General features: G+C 54.4%; 21 protein-coding genes and 3 pseudogenes. 11 read left to right on the forward strand and 13 right to left on the reverse strand.

Annotation, left to right across the window (positions count from 1 at the left end):
* Positions 1-31 precede the first annotated feature (31 nt).
* Positions 32-949, reverse strand: a complete 918-nt coding sequence (gene uppS / locus ACR3FE_RS21515; protein WP_458209759.1) for a polyprenyl diphosphate synthase — start codon at positions 947-949, stop codon at positions 32-34.
* Between the two features lie 250 nt (positions 950-1,199).
* On the opposite strand from uppS, the gene ACR3FE_RS21520 reads away from it, so the two are divergent.
* From ACR3FE_RS21520 to ACR3FE_RS21535, 5 genes are all read left to right on the forward strand, one after another.
* The gene (locus ACR3FE_RS21520) at positions 1,200-1,394 is read left to right on the forward strand and encodes a cold-shock protein (RefSeq protein ID WP_458185675.1); all 195 of its coding nucleotides are present in this window, start codon (positions 1,200-1,202) and stop codon (positions 1,392-1,394) included.
* A 115-nt stretch (positions 1,395-1,509) separates the two neighbouring features.
* Entirely contained in the window at positions 1,510-1,911 is a 402-nt protein-coding gene (locus ACR3FE_RS21525) for a DUF5778 family protein (RefSeq protein ID WP_458209714.1), read from the forward strand.
* 100 nt (positions 1,912-2,011) lie between these two features.
* Positions 2,012-3,310, forward strand: coding sequence for a glutamyl-tRNA reductase (gene hemA, locus ACR3FE_RS21530; RefSeq protein ID WP_458209716.1), 1,299 nt, complete (start codon positions 2,012-2,014; stop codon positions 3,308-3,310).
* A gap of 537 nt (positions 3,311-3,847) precedes the next feature.
* Entirely contained in the window at positions 3,848-4,096 is a 249-nt protein-coding gene (locus ACR3FE_RS27810; RefSeq protein ID WP_472850191.1) for a DUF8156 family protein, read from the forward strand.
* Positions 4,097-4,100: 4 nt separating this feature from the next.
* The gene (locus ACR3FE_RS21535) at positions 4,101-4,571 is read left to right on the forward strand and encodes a hypothetical protein (protein ID WP_458209718.1); all 471 of its coding nucleotides are present in this window, start codon (positions 4,101-4,103) and stop codon (positions 4,569-4,571) included.
* Here ACR3FE_RS21535 and ACR3FE_RS21540 read toward each other — a convergent pair.
* Together ACR3FE_RS21540 and ACR3FE_RS21545 are read right to left on the reverse strand one after the other, a co-directional pair.
* The gene (locus ACR3FE_RS21540; RefSeq protein WP_458209719.1) at positions 4,568-5,635 is read right to left on the reverse strand and encodes a methyl-accepting chemotaxis protein; all 1,068 of its coding nucleotides are present in this window, start codon (positions 5,633-5,635) and stop codon (positions 4,568-4,570) included. The genes ACR3FE_RS21535 and ACR3FE_RS21540 overlap by 4 nt on opposite strands.
* A 134-nt stretch (positions 5,636-5,769) precedes the next feature.
* A pseudogene (locus tag ACR3FE_RS21545) lies at positions 5,770-6,044 on the reverse strand (DsrE/DsrF/DrsH-like family protein); the annotation flags it as partial.
* 487 nt (positions 6,045-6,531) lie between these two features.
* Between ACR3FE_RS21545 and ACR3FE_RS21550 the strand changes: the two are divergent.
* Positions 6,532-6,768 (forward strand): hypothetical protein, encoded by a 237-nt coding sequence (locus ACR3FE_RS21550; RefSeq protein WP_458209720.1) that lies wholly within the window; start codon positions 6,532-6,534, stop codon positions 6,766-6,768.
* On the opposite strand, the gene ACR3FE_RS21555 is transcribed toward ACR3FE_RS21550, so the two are convergent.
* Positions 6,746-7,426, reverse strand: coding sequence for an IS6 family transposase (locus ACR3FE_RS21555; RefSeq protein ID WP_458209721.1), 681 nt, complete (start codon positions 7,424-7,426; stop codon positions 6,746-6,748). The genes ACR3FE_RS21550 and ACR3FE_RS21555 overlap by 23 nt on opposite strands.
* 47 nt (positions 7,427-7,473) lie before the next feature.
* Here ACR3FE_RS21555 and ACR3FE_RS21560 point away from each other — a divergent pair.
* Positions 7,474-7,593, forward strand: a pseudogene (locus tag ACR3FE_RS21560) (IS110 family transposase); the annotation flags it as partial.
* A gap of 343 nt (positions 7,594-7,936) precedes the next feature.
* Here the strand turns inward: ACR3FE_RS21560 and ACR3FE_RS21565 are convergent.
* On the reverse strand, positions 7,937-9,067 hold the full coding sequence (locus tag ACR3FE_RS21565; protein WP_458209761.1) for an ISH3 family transposase: 1,131 nt from the start codon (positions 9,065-9,067) through the stop codon (positions 7,937-7,939).
* Positions 9,068-10,619: 1,552 nt separating this feature from the next.
* Here ACR3FE_RS21565 and ACR3FE_RS21570 point away from each other — a divergent pair.
* A complete protein-coding gene (locus ACR3FE_RS21570; RefSeq protein WP_458209723.1) occupies positions 10,620-10,835 on the forward strand; it encodes a hypothetical protein in 216 nt (71 codons plus the stop codon).
* 39 nt (positions 10,836-10,874) lie between these two features.
* Here the strand turns inward: ACR3FE_RS21570 and ACR3FE_RS21575 are convergent, their stop codons facing one another.
* The 6 genes and pseudogenes from ACR3FE_RS21575 to ACR3FE_RS21600 all read right to left on the reverse strand — a co-directional run.
* Positions 10,875-11,903, reverse strand: coding sequence for a hypothetical protein (locus ACR3FE_RS21575; RefSeq protein ID WP_458209724.1), 1,029 nt, complete (start codon positions 11,901-11,903; stop codon positions 10,875-10,877).
* Between the two features lie 153 nt (positions 11,904-12,056).
* On the reverse strand, positions 12,057-12,284 hold the full coding sequence (locus ACR3FE_RS21580; RefSeq protein ID WP_458209726.1) for a hypothetical protein: 228 nt from the start codon (positions 12,282-12,284) through the stop codon (positions 12,057-12,059).
* 122 nt (positions 12,285-12,406) lie between these two features.
* The gene (locus ACR3FE_RS21585; RefSeq protein ID WP_458209727.1) at positions 12,407-12,655 is read right to left on the reverse strand and encodes a DUF8139 family protein; all 249 of its coding nucleotides are present in this window, start codon (positions 12,653-12,655) and stop codon (positions 12,407-12,409) included.
* A 64-nt stretch (positions 12,656-12,719) separates the two neighbouring features.
* Complete coding sequence (locus tag ACR3FE_RS21590; RefSeq protein ID WP_458209728.1) at positions 12,720-14,606, reverse strand: DUF262 domain-containing protein; 1,887 nt, start codon at positions 14,604-14,606, stop codon at positions 12,720-12,722.
* Between the two features lie 135 nt (positions 14,607-14,741).
* Positions 14,742-16,103 (reverse strand): TaqI-like C-terminal specificity domain-containing protein, encoded by a 1,362-nt coding sequence (locus ACR3FE_RS21595; RefSeq protein ID WP_458209763.1) that lies wholly within the window; start codon positions 16,101-16,103, stop codon positions 14,742-14,744.
* 78 nt (positions 16,104-16,181) lie between these two features.
* A pseudogene (locus tag ACR3FE_RS21600) lies at positions 16,182-18,657 on the reverse strand (Eco57I restriction-modification methylase domain-containing protein); the annotation flags it as partial.
* A 43-nt stretch (positions 18,658-18,700) separates the two neighbouring features.
* Between ACR3FE_RS21600 and ACR3FE_RS21605 the strand changes: the two are divergent.
* Positions 18,701-18,979: a hypothetical protein gene (locus ACR3FE_RS21605; RefSeq protein WP_458209729.1), complete on the forward strand. Its 279-nt coding sequence runs from the start codon at positions 18,701-18,703 to the stop codon at positions 18,977-18,979.
* A gap of 16 nt (positions 18,980-18,995) precedes the next feature.
* Here ACR3FE_RS21605 and ACR3FE_RS21610 read toward each other — a convergent pair whose 3' ends face one another.
* Positions 18,996-19,508 carry an NUDIX hydrolase gene (locus ACR3FE_RS21610; protein WP_458209730.1) on the reverse strand — a complete coding sequence of 171 codons (513 nt, stop codon included), beginning with the start codon at positions 19,506-19,508 and terminating at the stop codon, positions 18,996-18,998.
* Between the two features lie 221 nt (positions 19,509-19,729).
* A complete protein-coding gene (locus tag ACR3FE_RS21615) occupies positions 19,730-20,350 on the reverse strand; it encodes an alpha/beta hydrolase (RefSeq protein ID WP_458209732.1) in 621 nt (206 codons plus the stop codon).
* 72 nt (positions 20,351-20,422) lie between these two features.
* Here ACR3FE_RS21615 and ACR3FE_RS21620 point away from each other — a divergent pair, with 72 nt between their 5' ends.
* Positions 20,423-20,656, forward strand: a complete 234-nt coding sequence (locus ACR3FE_RS21620; protein ID WP_458209733.1) for a hypothetical protein — start codon at positions 20,423-20,425, stop codon at positions 20,654-20,656.
* Complete coding sequence (locus ACR3FE_RS21625; RefSeq protein ID WP_458209735.1) at positions 20,631-22,037, forward strand: FAD-binding oxidoreductase; 1,407 nt, start codon at positions 20,631-20,633, stop codon at positions 22,035-22,037. Before ACR3FE_RS21620 ends, ACR3FE_RS21625 begins: the two co-directional genes overlap by 26 nt.
* Positions 22,038-22,356 lie beyond the last annotated feature (319 nt).

Genomic DNA, 22,356 nt, shown 5'->3' on the forward strand with positions numbered 1-22,356 from the left:
CAGAAACTGCTCTCCGTGAACCCTTCGAATCTCAGTCTACAGTTTCGCCCTCGGCTTCCAACTCCTCCACAGACGCGCTATCGGGGACGTACTCGCGGAATTTTTGAATGATCGAACGCGCTTCGTCCAACTCCACACCACCGATGGCTCGCACGAGCGCGAGCGCGCGCTGGACTTTCGCCTGGTGGAACGACTGTTCGCGGGATTCATAGGTTCGTACCGCACGGAGGAAGTCGATCTTCGAAAACTCGGGCCAGTAGGGGGTGCAGAAGAAGACGGCGGCCTCGTTACCGTTGGCGTGCCACGGGAGGAAGTTGCTGGTTCGCTCGTCGCCGCCGGTCCGGATGATGAGATCCACGTCGCGGAGCGGGCGGTCGTAGAGCCGCGATTCGATGGTCTCGACGGAGATGTCGTCGGGGGAGAGGTCGTTCGCTTCGACTTCGCGCGCGACATCGCGGGCAGCACCGAGGAGTTCGTTCCTGCCGCCGTAGGCCAGCGCGATGTTGAGAACGAATTCGTCGTAGTCGTGGGTTCGGTTTTCAGCGTACTCGGTCGCTTCGCGCACACGCTTGGGGAGCTGTGGTACGTCGCCGATGACGCGGATGCAGACGCCGCTCTCGTGGACGCGCTCGGCGTCCGCGAACTCGTACAGTTTCGACTCCAGGAGGTCGAAGAGAGCTTCTCGCTCGTTTTCGGGTCGCTCGAAGTTCTCTGTGGAGAAGGCATACAGCGTCAGTTCCTCGACGCCGATGTCTTCACACCAGTCCAGCACGCGCTCGGTCGTCTTCGCACCTGCGCGGTGGCCATCCGGGGCATCCTCACCCTGCTTCGTGGCGTAACGCCGGTTGCCGTCCTGGATGACCGCGACGTGAGTGGGTGCGCCCGAGATACTCCGTCGCAGGTGTCGCTCGTAGGCCGTCTCCAGCTGTCGCCGAACCCGCGTCAACATCGTCTTGTTCTCTCTCACTCACCCGACCAGTATCAGCCTTGTCCTCCGGTTCTTGTGTAGATTGGTCACAACCATCTCTGTGTGGGATAGGCTGAGATAACCACGTGGGATAGACAGAGATGTCCATGTGGGATAGCCACAGGGATGTTTGCGTGAGAGGAGATGCCCGTGGGAGATGGTCACAAATATGTTGGTCTCGTGGGGACAGTTGCATACCTTTTTAAGCATGGGATTACTCTGGTAGAATGCAATGGCGAAAGGTACGGTTGACTTCTTCAACGAGACTGGTGGTTACGGATTTATCGACACAGAGGACGCGGACGAAGACGTATTCTTCCACATGGAAGACGTCGGCGGTCCCGACCTCGAGGAAGGACAAGAAGTCGAATTCGACATAGAGCAGGCCGACAAAGGTCCCCGAGCGACTAACGTTCAGCGTCTGTAAGCGAATCGGTAGCGACTAATTCTCGCGGGAGTTCACGCTGCCGCGCGAAAATCACGAATTTCTGAGTGACGGCTACAATCGTAGGTCGTATAACGACAGGTACGTAACCTCGGTTATGGACAGTGCCATCGACGACGACCTCTACCGACGAACGAAACAACTCCTCGAACCCGGTGAAATCGAACTCAACGGCGCGATCGTCCACACCGACCTCGGAAGCGACGAAGATATCGAGATGCATCAGGCGTCGGTGGACATCGGCGAAATCATCGCGGAACACGCCGGTCACGATCCGCGCGATACCTACGTCTACTCCGGGACGAACGACCCGGATTTCGCTTCGAATCAGCACCAGGGACTCACACTGGACGGGGAGGAGTTCGTCTGGGAATGCCAGCAGTTGCTTCGTGACGGAACGTTCGACGTCGTGTTCTACTACGAGGCGAGCGCCGACCAGCAGGGGATCGAAGACGACATCCGCGAACTCGGATTCGAGGTCACGGGCGTCGAAGGCTAAGTTAGAAGGGTTTACATGCAGGCCATTCTAACGACCTGATACGAACAGCCGGAGTGTATGGTATGAACAGCATATTCTATCTTCACCGGGGGCAGTACCGATGACGCCGAGCACTGGTGTCATCTCTGGCGTGCGCGTCTCTCACGACCGGGCGAGCCTCGACGACGTTGCGACGGCCTGTCACGTAGACAGGGAGGATGTCATCGCTCGCCTCATCCAGGAGTCCGGCGTCTCGGAGGCGTACGCGCTCCAGACGTGCAACCGATTCGAGGCGTACGTGGTCACGGACGCACCCGCGACGGGGCGGGCCGTCCTCGCCGACTTCGCGCCCGACGTCGGTTCTCATTCAGTCGTCGAGATGAGCCACGAAGAGAGCCTTCGACACCTCCTTCGCGTCGCCGCGGGACTGGAATCTATCGTCCTCGGCGAAGACCAGATCATCGGACAGGTGCGCGATGCATACAAATCGGCACAGGAAGTCGGCGCAGTCGGCCCGATGCTCGAAGCCGCGCTGACGAAGGCGCTACACGTCGGCGAGCGCGCCCGCACGGAGACGGCCATCAACGAGGGTGTCGTCTCCATCGGCAGCGCCGCGGTGACCCTCGCCGACGAGCAGAACGAACTCGACGGCGCGACGGCACTCGTCGTCGGCGTGGGGGAGATGGGAACCATCGCGGCCCACGCATTCGCCGACGCGGGAGTCGAGACGCTCATCGTCGCCAATCGGTCGGTCGAACGTGCGGAGACGGTCGCGGAATCGGTCGATATCGCGGACGTTCGGGCGGTCGGACTGGACGCGCTTCCGGCCTGCCTCCCGCGCGCGGACGTGGTGGTCACCGCGACGGGAAGCGACGGGCACGTTCTCGACACCGAGGTGCTCTCGGACTGCGGCGACACGTTGGTCGTAGACATCGCTCAACCGAGAGACGTCTCACCGGCAGTCGGAGCACTCGACGGCGTAACCGTCCACGACATGGCGACGCTGGAGTCGGTGACCGACGAAACTCGCGCACGCAGACGGGCCGCCGCCGAGTCGGTCGAGGCGATGGTCGACCGCGAGTTCGAGAACCTGCTCGAACAGTACAAACGACGGCGGGCCGACGAGGTCATCGCCGCGATGTACGAGGGAGCAGAACGGGTGAAAGAGCGCGAACTACAGACCGCGCTCTCACGACTCGACGCTCGCGGGTTGGACGACGAACAGCAGGCGATCGTGGAATCGATGGCCGATTCGCTGGTCTCGCAACTGCTCGCACCGCCGACGAAGAGCCTGCGAGACGCCGCCGCCGAGGACGACTGGACGACCATCAACACCGCCCTGCAACTGTTCGACCCTGAGTTCGGCGACGAACCGCCAGCCTTCGTCGCGGAGCAACTCGAATCGGCAGCAGACGACTGACGGTTTCGTTTTCGATGCGAATATTCACGACTGCCCGATAGCTGCCGGTGACACAACCGCCGGGGGGTCTGCCGGTGACACGACTAGTAGAAATCGGCCCTGTTGAAACCCTCAGAGCGTGATAGGAATTGCGTGCTGAATACAGAGGATGAATTCAGCAGTCCGAATAAGTATATCTTCGTGAACAATCTCGGTATGAATGGTCGAACGACCATCGTCCCTCGTCATTACGGGGCGGAATTACCATCTCGAACGACTCCGAGACAGCAGTGTTGAATCGGTGTAGATATGCCTCTCACATCGCGTGAACGTGCTTCCGGTGAACGTGGCCCAGTAGCGTCCGCTCTCGTCTGTCGATTCCCGATATGAGTTTATTACAGATCGAGTTTTTGCTGTTCTTCTGAACCTGGCGGGTATGGTTTCGTCGAACGTTTGAATCAGTGGTGTCTCTCTGTAGTGCAACGTTTGCATGGGTGGTGTGGCGGTCGTCCTACGATTATATACTACAATATCGCTTGGTAGTCGTGTTTACCTGGAATGACTCACACTAGCCACATTGAAGCCGGATGGGACGAGTATCGACGAGCGCTTCGACCGACTGATCAAACAGTCTTTGATCGCCTCTTCGAGTATGCCCAGCTGCATACCGATCCCAGCACGGTTCACAAGCCTTTGTTCGTTGAGACACCGATACTGATCTCGATGTTCATCGAACAGCAGATCCAGATCGACGACTTGGTAGATCGGCTTGATCATGTAGAGGACGATTTGAACAATCGGGGATGAGGCGATGGTGTACAAAATCGACTACGTCGATGACGACGTGCTTAGATGGTCGGTTACTGAGACGGGGGTGGAGTGTAAAGTCGATGAGTCGTATACACCGACAATCTACGTCTCCGTTCATGATGACGGTGATTTTTCCACGGCACGTGCTGTCCTTCGTGATCATCCTGCTGTTGCTCGGGTTGCTACGGTTGATGAACACGTGAGTTTTCGCCACGACCCGGAGCAAGTACTCCGGGTGGACGTGGTCGACCTCAACGCGGTGAATTCGGTGGCACGACTGGTGAGTAAGTGGGGTTCTCCCGGTGAGTATCGCTGTTACAACGTCGACTTCTCGCGGGAGTTCCGCTACTGTCTCGAAGAGGGAATTGACCCACTTCCAAACCACGAACTCTCGCAGATGCAGATTGCCGTCTCGGAGACGCAACTTGCGAGTGAGAGGGTTTCCGTCGACGGAAGACCGTGTGGCTGCTAGTCCTCGTCCATGGCTGGGCCTGATCCCTCTTCAGATGGCGACCCGGGTCCGATGGGGTAGTAGAACTCGTGTTCCGACTCGGTCTTGAAGCGTTCGATTACATCCCGAAGCGGGCGGGCGTATCGGGCCAGGTCCTCGGCACGCTGAGAGACCTCGCTGAGTTCGGCGGCCTGTTCTTCGGCGGCGCCAGCGATGGTCTTGGACGCGGAGAGCGTCTGTTCGCTTAACTCGACGACCTCGTCAAGCGTGGTAGCGACCTCGTCGATCCTGTCCAGCGAGTCGTCGAAGTCGACATCGGGGTTCTCGCTGGCGAATGCCTCGAGGTCAGCGGCGATCCGGTCCATCGTCTCGGATATCGACTGGAGGCGTTCCTTCTGGTCGTAGGTGTCGTCGGAAATATTCTGGATGGACTCGGCGCACTGTTCGGACGCATACCGGATGTTCTGGGAGGACGTCTGGACCATCTGACCCGAAGATTCGACCTCGTCGGCGAAGCTCTTGAGCTGGCCGAAGGTCCGCTCCAGTTCGTCGATCGTCTCGTTGTATTCGGTTGCGATCTGATCTATCGCGTCGACCACCCCGTCGGGTTCCATCCGCCCGGTGAGGTCTCCGGACGCGCACTGCTGCATGATCGCGGCGTACTCGTCGGCCTTCGCCTGGAGGTACTCGTTCATTCCGACAGCTTCGGATCGGGACGCCTCCGCCTCTTTCCGGGCCTTCTCGGCTTCGCGATGCGCTTCCTGTGCTTCCTGCATTTTATCCTGCAGGTCGGTGACCGTCACGAGTCCGGTGTTCACGACGAAGAACACGAACACTGCTCCAAACAAGAACACCAGTCCAGTGAACATCTGGAACGCGACTTCGTTACCGGCGAACGTGACCGCGAGGGCCGCGACGTAGCCCAGCAAAAAGAACACCATCAGGCCGAACAGCCCCTGCCAACGCAGCTGATAGGTATTCTCGTCGAGTCGGTCGAACAGGCGGCGGGTATAGAGGATCGAACCCAACATCACGACCGCGCCGAGGGTGATGAACAACTGTACAACTGTCGAGATTGGAGCCATGCTAGGTCACCCCACGTACTCATCGACTGGTGTCGGACCGCGGGTCGTTCTCGTGTCGTTGCACCACGCCGCGAGACTGAAATTGCGATTGTATTCTGACATATTGTATTGTCGTATTGGAAGCTACCCGCATACTATATCAACAACTGGATGTCCGCTCGCCCATGTGCTGAAGGGCGGTGGCGGCGCCGACGCCAGTGGTGACGCCCTCGTAGAAGTCGGCCTCGTCGTAGTCCATGAGGTCCTGGGTCGTCTGACAGGCCTGGAGGTCGACGCCCATCTCGACGCAGGCGTCGATGAGTTCCTCGATGGTGGCGGTGTCGTTGTCCTCGATGCGGCGGTACATCATCCAGCTCGTCATCCAATCCATCTCCGGTAGTGTCGCCAGCACATTCGTAATCGGCATGTGCTGGTCGTCATCTCTTGTAACTGCTGGTTTCCGTGTATCTCCGATTTCGTTGCTCTGGTAGTTCGCTCGGTTGGTCCGTAGTCATCGTTCTCACTCGAATTGAATCTAGAACAAACGATGTTTGATTTGTATCTACTCGATCTCTGCACCCTTGACTCTCTGCAAAGCAAACACTACAATCTCTTCGTTGCATTGTTTAGCTGACTCGATGGGAAAGTCTGCTACCTTAGCCAGGTGACGGCCAAGCATGGGGCACTCGAGACCGAGCTCTATTCGGCGTCCACGAACGCGCGACGTTGACGGGTCCAGGGCGAAGGAAGCCGAGAGTGGGGCGTTCCAGCCCGGCTGGTGCTCACGGCGCCAGCCGAGAAAGCCCGAATACGTGAATCTCTTTCCACGCACTGGTGCCCCGGAGTGAGAACTGTTCTTAGGAATCGACATCCACAAGCGGGAGGCTCAACTGGCCGTCCGCAACGAAGACGGAGACGTGATCGAACAGGTCCGTGTTCTTGACACGGACCTTCAAGAAATTGCCCAGCGATACGCTGGCGGCAAAGCCCTGCTGGAAGCCACGACGAATTATTTCTACATCTACGATCTGCTGTCCAAGTACCTGGACGTGGTTGTCGGGCATCCGCCGAAGTTGAAAGTGATCGCTCAGATGGACAAGAAAACAGACAAGATTGATGCCAAGGCACTGTCTAGTTTAGCTCCTCCTCGATAGGCGTTCGGTTGGTGAGCGATTGATGCGGTCGTTGGTGGTTATAGTAATGTACAAATTGTTCAAGCCACCGCTGGACGCTCGGCCGACTGCCCACCCATGATGTATGGAAGCGGTCGATGCGCATTTTGAGCGTGTGAAACCATTTTTCGATCAGGTTTCGCTCTGTATAGTCGAGCTGACCGCTCAACCCAATTCGAAAGAGGGCAGTCCGATATCCGTAGCCATCAACAAGAAACATCGCATCCGAGAGATCGTGTTTCTCGGCGAGTTCAGATAGAAACACAGCCGCTTGATCAGTGCCATGCCGATCAAACACGTCGATACCGAGCAGCAGCTTTGTTTCGATGTCTATTGCAGCGTACACCCAAGACCACTCGCCGTTAATCTTGACAGCGGTTTCGTCGACCGCGACCCGCGTCGGCGCAGCCGACGGCGGGTCGGAAACGCTGTCAGCGAGCCGATGTACCCACTGAAAAACCGCTTGGTGCGAGCGTTTTACGCCGAATAATCGAAGAATTTCTTTTGTTTCTCTGAGCGAACACCCGGTTGCGTGGAGGCGGACGGCGAACGCCCTGACGGGCGTTGCCGTCCGCTCATTCTCCCAACATTCAAGATTCGCCGTCTCTAACGTTTCACTGAGCAGTTCTTGGTTGAGCATGAACACCAAAACCACGGAACTGCTCGCTTCTTAAACTGGCCTAACTAGACAGTGCCGATGCCAAAGAACTGTCTCGGCTGCTGTGGTTGGGCTCGGTTCCCGAGAGTTACGTTCCGACCGACGAGATCAGGGAGTGCCGCGGCCTCCGAGGAGATCGACCATTCGTTCTTGCGAGACGTATGCCTGAATCACCCCGGAAATCGTGAATCCAAGAACGAGTGCCCACCAAATATCCCATGCCCACTCGGCAACGAACTGTCCGACTTCGCGAAGCGACCCAGTCGCGAGCACGATCGCACTAATTTGACTACCAATTATACTAGGTAGTTCCCGATTCTATTTTCGTTGTCTCGCGTTCACACCGGGTTGCGACAGTTGATCGAACAGCCAGAGCAGTTTGGTGAGGATGGAGTGAACGCTCACAGGCGTGAGCGTCCTCTCGGCTGTTGAATCAGCGCACTCAGCCGAGAGCTGCTGCTCAGGATGGGCGATCCAGCGGCCTGACCTCGGTCAGGCCGCGGCCGGCCCGTATCCCGGCGGAAGACCGACGTCGTTGGTTTCCCACGTGTATTCCCATCCGAGTTCGGTGCTCAGATGGTCTCTGATCCAGCCACACACCAATTCGAACGTGAACTCGGTGGGAAGGTCGCGCCCGCCCTGCCGCGGGCGGGCGACGACCGCCCAGCGTACGACCAGCCAGAGATTCCGCAACAGGAAGCTTACAGCGACGAAGACGAACCGAATCAGCGGGTCCGGTGTGGCCGTGATCGTTCTCGCTTCGCGGTAGGTTCGGTAGCTGGTTTCGATGGCTGAGCGTTTGTGATAGAGGGTTTCGACTTGTTTGGGCGTGCGATCCGTCAGATCGCACGCCACGTACCCGCGGACGACTTCGCCGTGCTTGCCGCGGTCGCCGTTCTGGTAGGAGACACAGACCGCGTGCGGGAACTGAAGCTCCCGTTCATTGCCCTTGTACATCGCGTATTCGGTCCAGTAGGAAGCGTGCGTGTCGAGTTGATCACGCAGCCGTTCGCCCTTCTTCACGACTGGAAGAACGACAGGAGCAGTGGCCCGAGCGCGTCGAATGACGCGCTCTTGGTAGTATCCGCGATCCGCGAGAATAGCATCGACCCCGAAGGGTAACTGGTCGACGCGGTCGAGGACGCGGCCGACGGCGTCGGCTACGTCCTCGTCGCTCGTGACGGGTGTTATCGCGAGTGTGAGCGGTTTCTTCGTATCGAGGACAAACGCCGTGCAGTAGCGGTGACAGCTGGTGGTCCCGTCGCGAGGCTTCATCGAACAGATCTCGCGTGGATCGGTGAGGTAGGTCCCGTGATAGGGGTTATCGACGAAATCGATGATGACGATCCTCGACCGGTCAGGGTCGAGGATCGTCGTGGCATGCTCAGCGAGGAGGTCGTTGACGACGTCTTCGAGAGCGTCTGGATGGATAGTACGGAGCCAATCCATGACAGTTTCGTCGTCATCAGGTGTCTCGTCGGTGTTTTCGACGACGTGATGAACAGAGGTGGTGTCGGTGGCTGCTCGTTCGACAGTTTTCCAGATCACGTCGGCGTCGAGGGGCGAGCCCTCGACGCCTTCCATCGGCAGCTCCGAGAGGAGGTCAAGCGCAAGTCTTTCCATATCGCCTGCCGAAATTTGCTCGTCTGGGTCGGTGAGTTCGTCGAACACACCTCATCGAGCCAGACACATTCTGAAATGGCCACCGATTGAGTTTACCGTATAAGAGCGCCGATTTACGGTAAAACACAATCGGGAACTACCTATACTCCATTAATCACTGAATGCGGTTTTTATCGAGGATTAGTTTGGTAATGTGCTTATATTAAACAAATGTGGAACTCCGAGTATTTTAGCCACAGCTTTCTGAGTCAAACGATCTTGCCAAGCCGAGGACTGAAGTAGTTTTTTATTGAATAATTTTGAGAATATTGAAGGTTAGGATCGGTCAATCTTAGCATATTGTAATAGCTTCGGCAATAACACTGAATAGCGAAAAATGAATGGGGGATGTCACAGAGACTTATGCCCGACAATAACGATGAGAGAGTGCGAGGAGCGATCACCCGAGACCGCACACCAACGGATATACTCGCGGCAATGGATCTGCTTGAACCGCGTCTCAGGAGGGAAATCGCAGAAGTACGTAAGTGGCCACGTCGGTTGATTAATAACGTCCGGAACGATTTCGAAGAACACGGGGATATTCATAAGAAATCGGCAGAATTAATTGGGGTTGTTTCAGCGATACCTAGTATCTTACTCCTTGGTCGTGAACGCCGACACCTCCCAGATCTCCAGCAGGTATTCACCCTATTTATCTTTCTCCAGGTTCTGTCTGCAGTATTTATCTCGCCTGTTGCAGCTACTTCGAATACGGAAGACCAAACATTGGCACTATCAGGTAACGAATTTTTGCTTAGCGGTTCCATCATTGCACTTAGCAGGTTTTCAGACAACCAATGTACCCCAGACGGTGGTTCGGGCTCCAATGGGAATGGAACCTCGACCACTCACTCAACGACAACTACAACCAGTGAAACACCGACGACTGGAACCACCCACTCAACGACAACTACAACCAGTGAAACACCGACGACTGGAACCACTCACTCAACGACAACTACAACCAGTGAAACACCGACGACTGAAACTACTCACTCCACAGAAACCGAAACCAGTACCGAAACTCCTCACGAGTCAGAGTCAGAAACGACGGTACCCGGATCTGGGGTGCTTCCAGACATCAATTCACCGATGATTGCGCTGGTTGGAGTGCTCTGTGTGATCGGTGGGTTGGTAGCCATTACTCGTCGCTGAACGATGAGTAGGATCGTCACTTTGAAACCAGCAAAATGATGATTCTCGCGGCAATACGTGAGTTGGAGCCTTATTCTCGGTCATGTTATGCATAATAATAGGAGATACCGTGGTTAGCTGTATAATGGAAATGATACAGTCCCACGTCACAATGCATCGTCTACAGGTGGAACAAGGTGAGTGCCTCGAGGCGTGACCCCGAGGTAGTTCACTGTTCGTCACATCGTGATGTGGGATTGTATCAAGCGAATCAGCGACAGAGAGTAGGGGAAGAAGAACAACTATCGGGCGGCCAGTCCCATCTGCCACGTCTCCGCCATCGAGGCACCATTGCTCGTCCGATACAGAGAGGAGGATGCCTGCGTCCCCAGCAGCCAATCTGAGCAGCTCTGCGGGGAACTGGAGAAACACGGCAAGCGCCACAGGGTTACAGCGCTATGAGCGCGAACTCCACGAGTTCAACCAGTTCGAGAACGTGCTCGACACCTCCACCCGCGTCGCTGACCTGTTCGCAAAGTATCTCGGTATCGATCCCAACGATGGGACGAGTCGACCCCACAGGCCGGAGTAGCCACGAGTTCGCTCCTCGACTTTTCTCGGCCCGCTCTCGCTAGCTGTCCGAGTCGAGCGCCATCTGAACCCGCGGGAGCATCCGCTCGACCCGGTTCTTCACGAGCCGTGATAGCTCACCGGGGAGGTCGTCGCTGGTATCGGCGATGTGTCGGGCGGTCTGCAGTCGCTTTCGAACTGTCCGCAGGTGCTTGTCCGCCTTCGAGGTCGCTCCCTCTCTGGCGGCGGCACGGGCCGAACCGGCGGCTAGCAACGCGGCGTCGAACGACGTGAGCAGTGCCGTGAACCCCTTCCCGGCGTCGTCGTTGTCTCCGGCCGAATTGGTGTCACGGGGTTCCTCCGTCGTCAATAACGAGGTCTCCGTCGTTGATGACGATGTGTCAGTCGGCGAGGACGAGGTCTCCGTCGGTGAAGACGAGGTGTTCGACAACGAGGACAGGGTGTTTGTCGATGAAGACGAGGCGTTTATCAGCAAGGACGAGTTGCTCGTCGGCGAGGAGGTAGTGTTCGTCTGTGAGGACGAGGTGTTTGTCGATGCGGTCGAAGTGCTCGTCGGTGATGAGGTGGTATCTGTCGGTACAGTTGGAGTGCCCGTCGTCGTCGAGTTCCTGGTGCCGTTCGACGGCGTCTCCCCCCGGCTCCCGTTGTCGGTTCCCTTTCCGTTTCCGGCATTGCCCTCCCCTGTCTCACCGTCGGCGTTCCAGACGTTGGCTTTCGCGCGTTCCGACGAACGGTTCACCACTTCGTCGCTGACTTCGGTGCCCGTCGGTACGTCGTCGACGGCGTCGCTGGAGCCGTCCTCGAAAGCGGCGATCTGTTCGCGGGTCTCTACGAGGAAGCGAGTCAGGTAGTCAGCCAGCCCCGCCTTCCCGGTCCCGACAGCGTCAATGCCCACCCTCTCGTCGTCCTCGTTTGGGTTGATACGAACCGCCCCGTGTCCCCCTTCGGTGTCGCGAATGTCCGCGGTATAGGCGCCCGCGCGGTGAACGTAGACGCCGAACCGACCCTCCTTACCCGGCGGACGGCGTATGAGATGTTGAACGGTCGTGCCGACGATGGTGAGATTCACAAGAAGAAGCCCGAATCGCGTCGTGTGATCTGGATTCGAACAGAATAGCAATCGTTCGTTGGTATGGGTGATCGCGATCTAGTGGGAGGGTAGCACTCTCAAACAAAGAAGCCATTCAGAGCGTGATCTGCATGCGCTCTCGATTGAGTAACGTCATTCAGATTCCTTGTTGGGACGCGCATAGAGCAATTCGCTCTCACCATCATCGTAATCGCTCTCAGGTCCACCGATGATGAGATCTAGCTCTCGGGTGATGTCCCGGACCGCAATCGTCTCCGGAGAGCGCCCATCATATTCGAATTCGTCCATAGCATCGAGGCCCTTGAATGCGAGGACAACATCGACATCACTCTCTCGTGTAACTTCCTTCGTCGGGTTCACAAAACTTCCCGTGAACCATACACTGCAAAGACGATCCTCATTGACTTCGAGTGCATCGCGGATCTGTGGCCACGTAGGTTGACTTTCGTTATTGCCCATTGCAGTGGAGTATCGGTAATTGGTTACCGTGATACTGGCACCAAGTCACGATGCCGGAACCAGACATCGATTTCCTCATCATTGGTTTCGATGCGGTAGCTGTAGGAGTCCAGTTTGCGCCCAGTCTCGTCGCCGAGAGTGTCCTGCAGAACGTCCGTGATGGTGCCTTCTTTCCCGTGGTGTTCGCGGTCGGGATCAATCTCTGAGACGTAGACCTGTACGTCGTCGCCCGATTGGTCGGGGTCGTTCGATGGTTGGGGCACATCCTCCATCGATACTTGCTCCATCTTGCTTCTGAGGGATTGTGCACAATCGATGCTACGTAACCTCATCTTGCTATCTTACGTACTTTTCCGTGAGATGATCGATAATCTGTTTCTCTCGGGCGGTAACGAATGCTTCGTATTTCTCGGCTTTGATCGGGATTCCATCAGGAAACTGATTGACCTGCATAATTTCATCACGGCGTGCAGGTTTGAGCGTATCAAACCAGTCAGCAGGATCCATATCACGTTTTTCTGCAGAATTTTCAGTGCGGTGGAGTAGATGGAGGTTCCCGAGGCGGTTGAGATCGACTTCGGTTCCGAGAGCGTCTTCGATTACGCTGCGCATGCTTCGAGGGAAAATGTGATCCACATCAAACTCAGAGGCATCGCGGGTAGTCCTGGTAGTATAGGCTTCGTCAAGTAAGGCTAAAACGGAAGCAACACTTGTATTAGCGAAGACAGGCTGGCCGGGTTCACCTGTGTACCGTGCCGTTTCGACAGTACGGCGAATATCCGCGCGTGAAGGATATAGATTTCTAGAGTCGAAAAGGGCTTTAGTTGGGAAAATCTTGTACTCTCCTTCATGTTGGGCTAGATATTGGGCCATACCGCGCATTTTTGTACGTCGTAGGACACCATGGGACTCATTGAGGAGGAGTGCAAGTGCGAAAAACCGGGCGATCTCGTTTGTATTTTCGTGGTTGATCTCAGCATTTGGATTCTCATAGAAGAACTTTCCAAGAAGAGCCACGGGAGTCATGCTTGGGAACGAGTTACTGGCGAGTCCGAGGGATTTGATGGTTTGCAGGCTTTTCTCCAGTCCACTGCGGAACCACTCAAAATCTTCATGTGCGTGGTAGCTGTCTGGACTATCAAGCCAGACGGCACGGAGCTTGTCCATGTCGGATCTATCAAACAATTTTACCTTCGATGCAGTGAGTTCCTGATTTCCAACGAAGCAAGTATAGCGCATGAACAGGTCTCGGTCAATCGAAGTCTCGAATTCCGGATACCGATCTTTGAAAGTATCGAGCCATGATTCCACCTGCTCACGGGGATTGAATGGATGGTCACTTTCGTAAGGCCAATAGCTCATCATTTTAGACATCAAAAGTTGGTAGGGCTTCAGAGTCGCACCTTGGACGTTAATTCGTTGGAAGATCTCCTTTATCTCATTAGTTTCCTTGTCGACAGTATCTACGGGAATTTCGAATGCAAGAACTTCATCATGGAAGGCATCAATGACGGCAGTTGCAACATCACGTAGATCGTTAAACTCGTCTTCGGAGATTGGCATCTCCGTGGCGTTAAGGCGTTCAACAACGTGGCTCCGCATCTCTCGCTTTGTCTTGATGGTTCCCTTTTCGTTTACTACGTCAGGTAGTGGGAGCCAGAAGTGCTTGATACCACTCCGCTCTCGGAAGCCAATTTTAGGATCCCGGCCAAAATCGTCAACTCGACGGAACCGGAATTGGAAATTCCCTGGTAGTCCCTCGTCATCGTATTCAGGATGGCCTAACAAATCGAGACAGAGGCATTTTCGCTCCCACTGTGAAATATCATCTCGAGAGTGCCCGCGACCACCAAAGTACACAGTAATCGATCCAGTGACGCCGATGTAAAGAGAAGTAAGGCGCTGTTGGCCATCGATAATAAGGCTATCACAAGCAGCATCTTCAGGGGCTTTGTCATTGTATCGAGAGAATTTATGGTCAATAGTTTCGGGGACACGTCCATCGTCGGCAATGAAATTGTTGATGAATTCGTAGCTGTAGAACTCTTCCCGATCTCTTGTTCGAACATCCCACTCAATGAGCATGCCGACCGGATAGCCACGGATGAGAGAGTCGAAGAAACCTTCCATTTCTGATGTGTTCCATACAAACTCTCGTTGGAGTCCTGGTAGGAACGTTCGCCCATTAATAAGATCAAGATAATCTCGTACTCGTTGAGTCACAGTTATCTGTATTTACTACTCTGACTTGAATGTTAATTATATAGAAGTCCTGAATTTGCCTTCTACTGAGAGCAAAGAAGGAAACCAAATACGGAACGATCACTAAGGTCTGTGGTGATCGCCTATGATATCATATTATTCCATAGTCGCCTCTTCAACAATCTCTATTTCCTCGTCAGTCAGCCCATACAGTTCGTATACGATGTCATCTATCAGGTCATCAGTACGCTCAATCTTCGCTTCTAGTTCCTCCGCACGGGCTTTCGTCTCAGAATAGCTCTCTAATCCATCGCGAACATCTGCAAGCTGTGGCAACCTCAATCCACGCAGACGATCAACTAGCGAGTTCGTCTTTGTTGCTGTTTCGCGAAAGCCCGCAAACCCTCCCGCTTTGTCGACAGCAAGGGGGACGAATGCCTCAATCAAGTTTGCCTCTGCAGGTGAGAGATCTGTAAGCCTGAGAGCCGGTTGCGCCTCGGTTTCAGTATACCCCCATTGATCCGTCTCGTGAGCGTCATCATCGGGCTTGTAGCGTGCGGTCAAACGCACTTCGACAGTTGAATCGGATTCACGGTGGACCTCAGCATGACCGACTCGAAGATTTGGCCTCTGCTCAGTTGTTTCTTGAAGAATGGAATCCGCCACATTCTTTGGCGGTTGCGTAAAGCCGACATCAGCAAGGGTGGAACCATCATCATAGGCGCCAAGATGATCCAAAAGAGAGAGGTTAAGTCCGCTCAAGCGACCCTTGAGCTGGATCATCTTCTTCGTTGCCTCACTCAGGTCATCCAATCCCGTAGTCGGTATCCTGAGATCGGATAGGAAACCAGGCGTATACGACCGAAATCCACCGCTTTTTGGAGGAGAGATTCCTCGATATATGCGTGTAAGTAGACTAGAATTCAAAACACCTAAAACGCCCATATATTCCGTTTCCTCATCTAGTTCTAACTTAATACTCTTAACCTTCGTGTTGAAGTAATTCACCTGCTCTCCCACATCGATTGTGAACTGGTTTCTCTCGGCAATATCGGGTGTGAGGATTTTCGGATTGCTAAATATCTCAATATTACGTTCGCACCAGATTTCGTACCACTCTTTTCCGGATTCCAAGACATATGTACGGTCCTCCAATCTTTCCCTATGATCAACTAGGTGCGACCAGACGTTTGGAAAGTCAGACTCCAACTTACTCGCTGAGATTACCTGCCCGGACGCGTCATAGGGATATATGCATCGGAGTTCCGTATCTGGTTTTTCAAATCGCTTAACATCTTTACCTTTGAGTATAGGCTTCAGTAGTTCCTTTTCTAATTTCTTTTGCTCCGCTTCTTCCTGTTCAATAAAGAACGCTCTATTACACCCAGTATGTACTCCTTCAGAGATCGAAACCGCAACTTCTCCTAATTTAGAGAATGAGCTTGGAACGGAGTCCAATAATTGGACAACTTCTGGAGGGATAATATCCCATGGATCGCTACTGAGTTCAGAGTTCAAGAGTTGGTAGCTTTCACTACTTTGAAGCCTGAGATCTGTTATTTTCTCTTTGTCAGGTGTATAAATAGAGAACGAATCTTGACTCTCTCGTGGAGAGATAGTAAGAATGCAGATATAGTTGGTAGCACCTTTAAAAACTTGAATTTCAGATAAATCGATGATTTTTGCATGTTAGCAAACTCTGAGAGATATCCTCTGAGGCCTTTTCCATATGGTCTCCGCATAAACATCAAAGGCTGGATATAGGATAGATTCTCACTCGTCAATGAAATTCCCTTCTCGGTGAACAAAGCATAAAGATCCCAGCGCCCTGTTGCCGACTAATATTCTTTCTTTAAATATAATTTCGTCTGCTCATCGATCATGCTCGTGCCAACATATGGTGGATTTCCAACAACTGCATCGAATCCTGCATCTACACGCCTTTCCCCGTCTGTTCCAAAGAATACTTCTGAATACTCTAATTCCCAGTGGAAGAAGTCTTCTTCCCTGGCCGTGGCTTGTGCAGATATAAACCAATCTCGACCTTTTATCTCATCCCATCCGTCGGAGTCCTCAATTGCATCGGCCATTTCCTCATACATACCTTCTGGTACGTCTAGACCAAAGCGTTCTGCAGTGTGCACGTTCGCCAACTCGAATAAGCGTCCATATAGAGGATCTCCACGGATCTTGTCATACAGCTCTTCCATCGACTTGATGTCCTCAAGTTTCTCATTATCAATGGCGAGTAAATCCTGCATCAATTCCATAACATGTTCAAGCGTTCGGCGGCGAACCCGTGCAGCCGCTTGCATGAGTGTGAGCTGTCCTCCTTCTTCCTCAACGTCGTCCGAGAGCACTTCTGTAATGTCCGACCCAACTAACGAATTACCTGTTTTAAGATGGTGGTCGAGGAACGCGAGCGGTTTGTCGGTCGCAAGTGTCTCCAGCCACATCGACAGTTTTGCTAACTCAACTGCCATCCCATTCAAATCAACGCCGTAGATGCACTCCTTAGCGATTTGCCGTCGAAGATCCTGCTCATCGTAGCTCTGGATTTCCTGTTCGCGAACAACTTCCATTACTTGCTCAGTCAGATAGCCCGTCGCCTTCGTAAGGAAATGTCCCGACCCCATGGCGGGATCAAGCACTTTTAGATCTAAAACAGACTGCCAGAATTGAGCGAAGTACTCTCGGTCGCTTGGCTTCAGTCCATCTTCTCGCAATTCTTCGTCAATATCCACTAGCAGTGGGTCAATAGTTTCTTCGACAATATACGCTACCACGTAATCGGGTGTATAGTATGCTCCAGTAGCCTTTCGCTCCCCATCATCATTAACGACGTACAGATCTCCTGTTTCGACTGTCTCAACAGCCTCTGCAACACTCACTTCTGTCGCAGGCTTCCATACCTGTCCGCCGTCTTCGGCAACTGCAGCGTATTGTTCAGGTGCAATGCGAAACTCGTGTTCGAGAAGCCCTTCGTAGATAGTCCCGAGGTGCCGCGTGTCGAGATCGGCATAGTCAGCAAGTACGAATTCCGCACCATCGTCCGCATGTGTAGTACCCAATCGATACACAACTTCAGCGATATAGCGGTCGGATACCTCATTCTTGGCGAGGAATTCGTGTGTATCGCTGTCGAATAGCCCGCCATTGTATGGGGGAATGCCCAAAGACTTCTCACCTCTATCGATAAGACGGAAAAGGTCCTCCAATCGTCCCCACATCGATGTCGAGTACTCGCTATAATCTTCGAAAGAACCTCCAGAAGTGATGTCGTCATGGATCTCCTGCCGAATCTCGTCGAGGCTGAAGTTCTCTTTGAACTCAGTTCGCTTCCGTGGTTCGTCAGGACTGATAAGATGCCGAGACTCAGCGTATAATACGAACATCAATCGATACAGCAGGACAAGTGACTGTTCTTTCAGTCCTCACGAGCAGCTGCATCGGTTGGGTCGATCGAAAGGTCGTTGGTCTCGATAAATCCCTCACCAAGTACTCGAAGGGCAGTGAAGACGTTATCCTGCAAATCCTCCCCGAGTTCTTGAGCAGCAGTCTCGGATTCATTCCAGACAGTCTCAAGGAAGGACGTTCCCGACACTTCACGAAAGGCTTCGGGTCGGAAGAAGAGATAGAAATACTTGAATTTCTCCAGATCTCCGGACTCAAGCAGCTCGGGGAGATTAACCTCGTAGTACGTTTCGGTGGCATAGTCTTTCGTTCCGTACAGTCGCCATGTCTTCCCATCGGTGAGAATGCCCCATTGTAGTTGCTCAGGCGTGTGTTCAAGGTAGTATTTGATCTGGTGAGAAGCGTCGCGGTACGACCGTGTCTCGGAGAATCGCTTCGTGAAATCAGCATCCCATCGCTTTGCTTCGAGTACTGCGGAGGCGAGCCCGTACATTGCTTCGACTTCCCCATCACGCTTTCGGAGACTCGCATCTCGGCGCACTTCGTCGGACTCGAAGAGCAGTCGGTCGTTATAGCCCTCTTTGTCAGGGAGTGTTGTCTCGGCGAGAGTACCGAAGCCAAGGATATCGAGTACGTCGTCAATCCAAGAGGTGAGCAACTCGTGACAAAGTATTAATATATATCTTTCATCTCACCAGTTAATGCAGAATAAGAAATTACCACAGATATTCATGAATCCCCTCGTCGGGGCGTCTTTCCTCGTCCTCATGGGCGGATTCGTCGCTACAATCGTTCTCTGGAACAATCCCTACCGCTGGCCATTTATCGAATTAGGACGACAAACGGTGTTTCTCTTCGACTGTCGAACCCTCAGTTGCGCTCCACTCGCCTTCGGCGCGGGAATCATCTACACGTACCTGTGTGCGGTCGGCGTGGGAAACGCAGTCAAGGAACTGAAACACCACCTCGGCTCGGCATAAAACGGAGACAATCACGTTACTTCCGTTCGAGAATTCGCGTCAGTATCTGTTCAGTGAGTTCTCGTTCAAAAATCTCAGCAGGCAGTTCGCTGAACCACTCTGCATCTGTGATCGGCTCGCCGGGTTCGCCTAAATCATCTCCAATTGCAACTGTTTCTGCCGCCGCTGAGAACATCACAAAGCGGAACGAACGTGAGTCACCATCACATCTCACGATATTCTCCACAATGGCGTACGGTCTGTCGGGTTTCACCGAAACACCGGTCTCCTCATGAACCTCTCTGACGACGGCTTCACGGAGTGATTCGCCAGGCTGCACGCTCCCACCGGGGACGAGCCACGCGTTGTCATTCTCGTGGTACGCGAAGAGAACTCGTTCAGCAGCATCGAAGACAAGAGCTGAGACGACCCACCCAACACTGAATGCCTCGTTCTCCTCTAAGCCCTCAAACGTCTCGGGTTCGACCTCCTCAACGATGCGTTTCTCGATGAGATCATCATATCGTTCTCGAGGGTCGACGATACTCATACTGTTAGTCATTCAAGCTGAATATTAACGCTACCTTCATCCGCTGTCTCTAACCGCCATTCACACTGTAAAAGCATGTGAAACACTGGAAATCGTGCAAACAGGTTTCAGTGTATTCTGCAACTCTGTTGAAACCCTCACCGACGGACAGAACTGGCGTGCTAAATAGAGAGGTTTTAATCTGCAAACGACCACGTGAGTGCTTCAGTTGATGGTGCGAACTATCCCTCTAGAAACGCGAGCGTCTCTTCGATGACTCGCCGCTCATCGTTCAAGAACGAGTGGTCTTCACCATGCAGTTCAACGACCGATCCGCTCGGGAGATGGTTCGCAAGGGCCGCTGCATTCTCCACGGAGACTACCTTGTCTTCGGTACCTTGGAGAATCAATACCGGGAGTGCGATATCTGCTAACTCTGTTGCTGTAATCGATGGCGCATCAGCGGCGTCGCCGAAGAGGATTGCAGGTGCCCATAAGACCATTCGATCTGCTCCATCTGGAGTGCGTGTCAGCGCCAAACGGCCGCCGTAACTCTTCGCGACAATTGCGATCGTTGAGCAACCTTGTGACCTGAGAAACTCAACACCGGCGGTAAGTTCTTCCTCGCGTTCTGTGTCGGTCTTTTTGGCCAACTCTTCTTGACTCGTCCATGTCTCGAACCGGGCGATAGTATGTCCACTTTTAGAGGCTGCTTCCACGAATCGGTCGAATATGTCACCGAACGGTCCGTGTCCTGCACCAGGTATCACTAAGATACCACGTTCGGTAGCACTGCTGGCCACGTTCAGCTCCCCTGAGTAGCTGTATTCGCCGACTTCGAGCGTTACGCTCTTGCTGGTCATGGCTCTTAGTTCGACAGCTAGTGCAATAAACTGAGCCGGTGCTTTGTGTCGCGCGACAGAGTGCAAACCCGTATGACCGAATTGCGCTTTCTATTCAGCATTGGTGAGATGATCTCCCCAGTTGCTGTCAAAAGTACCGTGCTGAAGAGAGAGGATGTATCCAGCAGTATCGGGTTAGTGTCAATCCTTAATATGGCTTGGGCCGTAAGACAATCGGCGTTCTCCATACTCGCCGTCGAGGATGAAGAGATAACGAGAGAGATGCGAAACGGGGGCTATAATGACACCAACGGTAAGAGACGCTGATCGAACAGCCGTCGAAGACCTTCGAGAAACTCTTGGGGGTACCCTGATTCGGCCAGACGACAAGGGCTACGACGAGACCCGGGGCGTCTGGAACGGGATGATCGACCGTCACCCGGCACTCATCGTCCAGTGTTCAGGCACTGCAGACGTGATTGCAGCTGTGAACTTCGCACGAGAGCACGACCTCGAGATCGCGGTGCGCGGCGGCGGCCATAACGTCGCAGGGACGGCCGTCTGCGACGACGGAATCGTCATCGACCTCTCCGCGATGCGAGCCGTGTGGGTCGACCCTCTCGCACGGACGGCCCGAGTTCAGGGTGGCGCCCTGTGGGGTGACGTCGACCACGAGGCCCAGGCTCACGGCTTGGCAACCACGGGAGGCATCGTCAGCCACACTGGCGTCGCCGGGCTCACCCTCGGCGGCGGGATCGGCTGGTTGATGCGCAAGCACGGCCTCACCATCGATAACCTGCTCTCGGCCGATGTGGTAACCGCCGATGGCGAGTTCATCCGAGCCTCGGAAGACGAGCACTCGAACCTGTTTTGGGCGTTGCGGGGCGGCGGTGGAAACTTCGGGATCGTAACCTCCTTCGAGTTCGCCCTCCACCCTGTTGGTCCCACTGTGCTCGCCGGCCCCGTGTTCTGGGCGGCGGACGACACTACCGACGCGCTGCGCTTCTACCGCGACTTCGTGCGGGATGCTCCCGACGAGCTTGGCACCGTCGTCAGGTTCGGAACCATCCCTCCCCTCCCGGTCGTCCCCGAGGAGCTTCACTGGCGACCCGCCGTGGCCATCAACGCCTGCTACGCGGGTTCGGTAGAAGAGGGAAAAAGCGTCCTTCGACCGCTGCGCGAGCACGGTACACCGCTTCTCGACTTGGTTTCCCCAAAGCCATACGTGGCCCACCAGAGCGGGCTCGACAATACCGTCCCTCACGGATGGCACTACTACTGGAAGTCCACCGACCTGCCCGAACTATCCGACAACCTGATCGAAGTGTTCGTCGATCACGCCTTCTCAGCGGAGTCACCCCGTTCGTACGCGGTGTTATTCCACCTCGGGGGAGCGGTCAACGGCATCCCCAGCGACGCTACTGCCTACACCGGTCGGGACGCGGCTCACAACATCAACATAAACGGTGTATGGCGTCCCGACGAGGATCTCGCCGAGTCGGAGACGCTATGGACCCGTCGGTTCTTCGACGCGCTCGAACCGTATCGAGAGGGAGTCTACGTGAACTTCCTCGACGCTGATGACGGTACTCGACGGATCCGCGAAGCCTTCGGGGAGCGCACGTACCAGCGGCTCGCCGAGATCAAGGGTGAATTCGATCCCGACAATGTGTTTCACGTCAATCAGAACATCACGCCGACGGTCTGAATATCTCTCATTAGTCGTTGAGACGGCAGTTCGCTATTCGTGAATAGCGAGAACTCGAAGTTACGACCTATCTGGATGAAGGCGACGTGGTCATATGGACAAGCCTTCGGGGAGTGCACGTACCAGCGACTCGCCGTTAAGAGATACGCGACCTGTATCTTGCACGTCGCATCTGATCTACCCAGTTCCTGTCAGAAGCGGCGTGCTGCATAGAGAGGTTCGATCCATCACTACGAATCGGTGTATTTCGTGCCATCGATTCTGATCGTCTGTACGTAGATTTACTCGTCGAACCGACGACGAAGATGAGGTGAAGACG

It is taken from the genome of Haladaptatus rarus (assembly GCF_054177585.1).

Excerpts from the sequence above, each read along its gene's own strand:
- hemA (WP_458209716.1), top strand. The coding sequence starts at position 2,012 with ATGACGCCGAGCACTGGTGTCATCTCTGGCGTGCGCGTCTCTCACGAC.
- ACR3FE_RS21555 (WP_458209721.1), bottom strand. The coding sequence starts at position 7,426 with ATGCTCAACCAAGAACTGCTCAGTGAAACGTTAGAGACGGCGAATCTT.
- ACR3FE_RS21610 (WP_458209730.1), bottom strand. The coding sequence starts at position 19,508 with ATGAGTATCGTCGACCCTCGAGAACGATATGATGATCTCATCGAGAAA.
- ACR3FE_RS21570 (WP_458209723.1), top strand. The coding sequence starts at position 10,620 with ATGCCTGCGTCCCCAGCAGCCAATCTGAGCAGCTCTGCGGGGAACTGG.
- ACR3FE_RS21620 (WP_458209733.1), top strand. The coding sequence starts at position 20,423 with ATGACCGAATTGCGCTTTCTATTCAGCATTGGTGAGATGATCTCCCCA.
- ACR3FE_RS21585 (WP_458209727.1), bottom strand. The coding sequence starts at position 12,655 with ATGGAGGATGTGCCCCAACCATCGAACGACCCCGACCAATCGGGCGAC.
- ACR3FE_RS21625 (WP_458209735.1), top strand. The coding sequence starts at position 20,631 with ATGACACCAACGGTAAGAGACGCTGATCGAACAGCCGTCGAAGACCTT.
- uppS (WP_458209759.1), bottom strand. The coding sequence starts at position 949 with ATGTTGACGCGGGTTCGGCGACAGCTGGAGACGGCCTACGAGCGACAC.
- ACR3FE_RS21605 (WP_458209729.1), top strand. The coding sequence starts at position 18,701 with ATGCAGAATAAGAAATTACCACAGATATTCATGAATCCCCTCGTCGGG.
- ACR3FE_RS21565 (WP_458209761.1), bottom strand. The coding sequence starts at position 9,067 with ATGGAAAGACTTGCGCTTGACCTCCTCTCGGAGCTGCCGATGGAAGGC.
- ACR3FE_RS21525 (WP_458209714.1), top strand. The coding sequence starts at position 1,510 with ATGGACAGTGCCATCGACGACGACCTCTACCGACGAACGAAACAACTC.
- ACR3FE_RS27810 (WP_472850191.1), top strand. The coding sequence starts at position 3,848 with ATGACTCACACTAGCCACATTGAAGCCGGATGGGACGAGTATCGACGA.
- ACR3FE_RS21540 (WP_458209719.1), bottom strand. The coding sequence starts at position 5,635 with ATGGCTCCAATCTCGACAGTTGTACAGTTGTTCATCACCCTCGGCGCG.
- ACR3FE_RS21520 (WP_458185675.1), top strand. The coding sequence starts at position 1,200 with ATGGCGAAAGGTACGGTTGACTTCTTCAACGAGACTGGTGGTTACGGA.
- ACR3FE_RS21615 (WP_458209732.1), bottom strand. The coding sequence starts at position 20,350 with ATGACCAGCAAGAGCGTAACGCTCGAAGTCGGCGAATACAGCTACTCA.
- ACR3FE_RS21535 (WP_458209718.1), top strand. The coding sequence starts at position 4,101 with ATGGTGTACAAAATCGACTACGTCGATGACGACGTGCTTAGATGGTCG.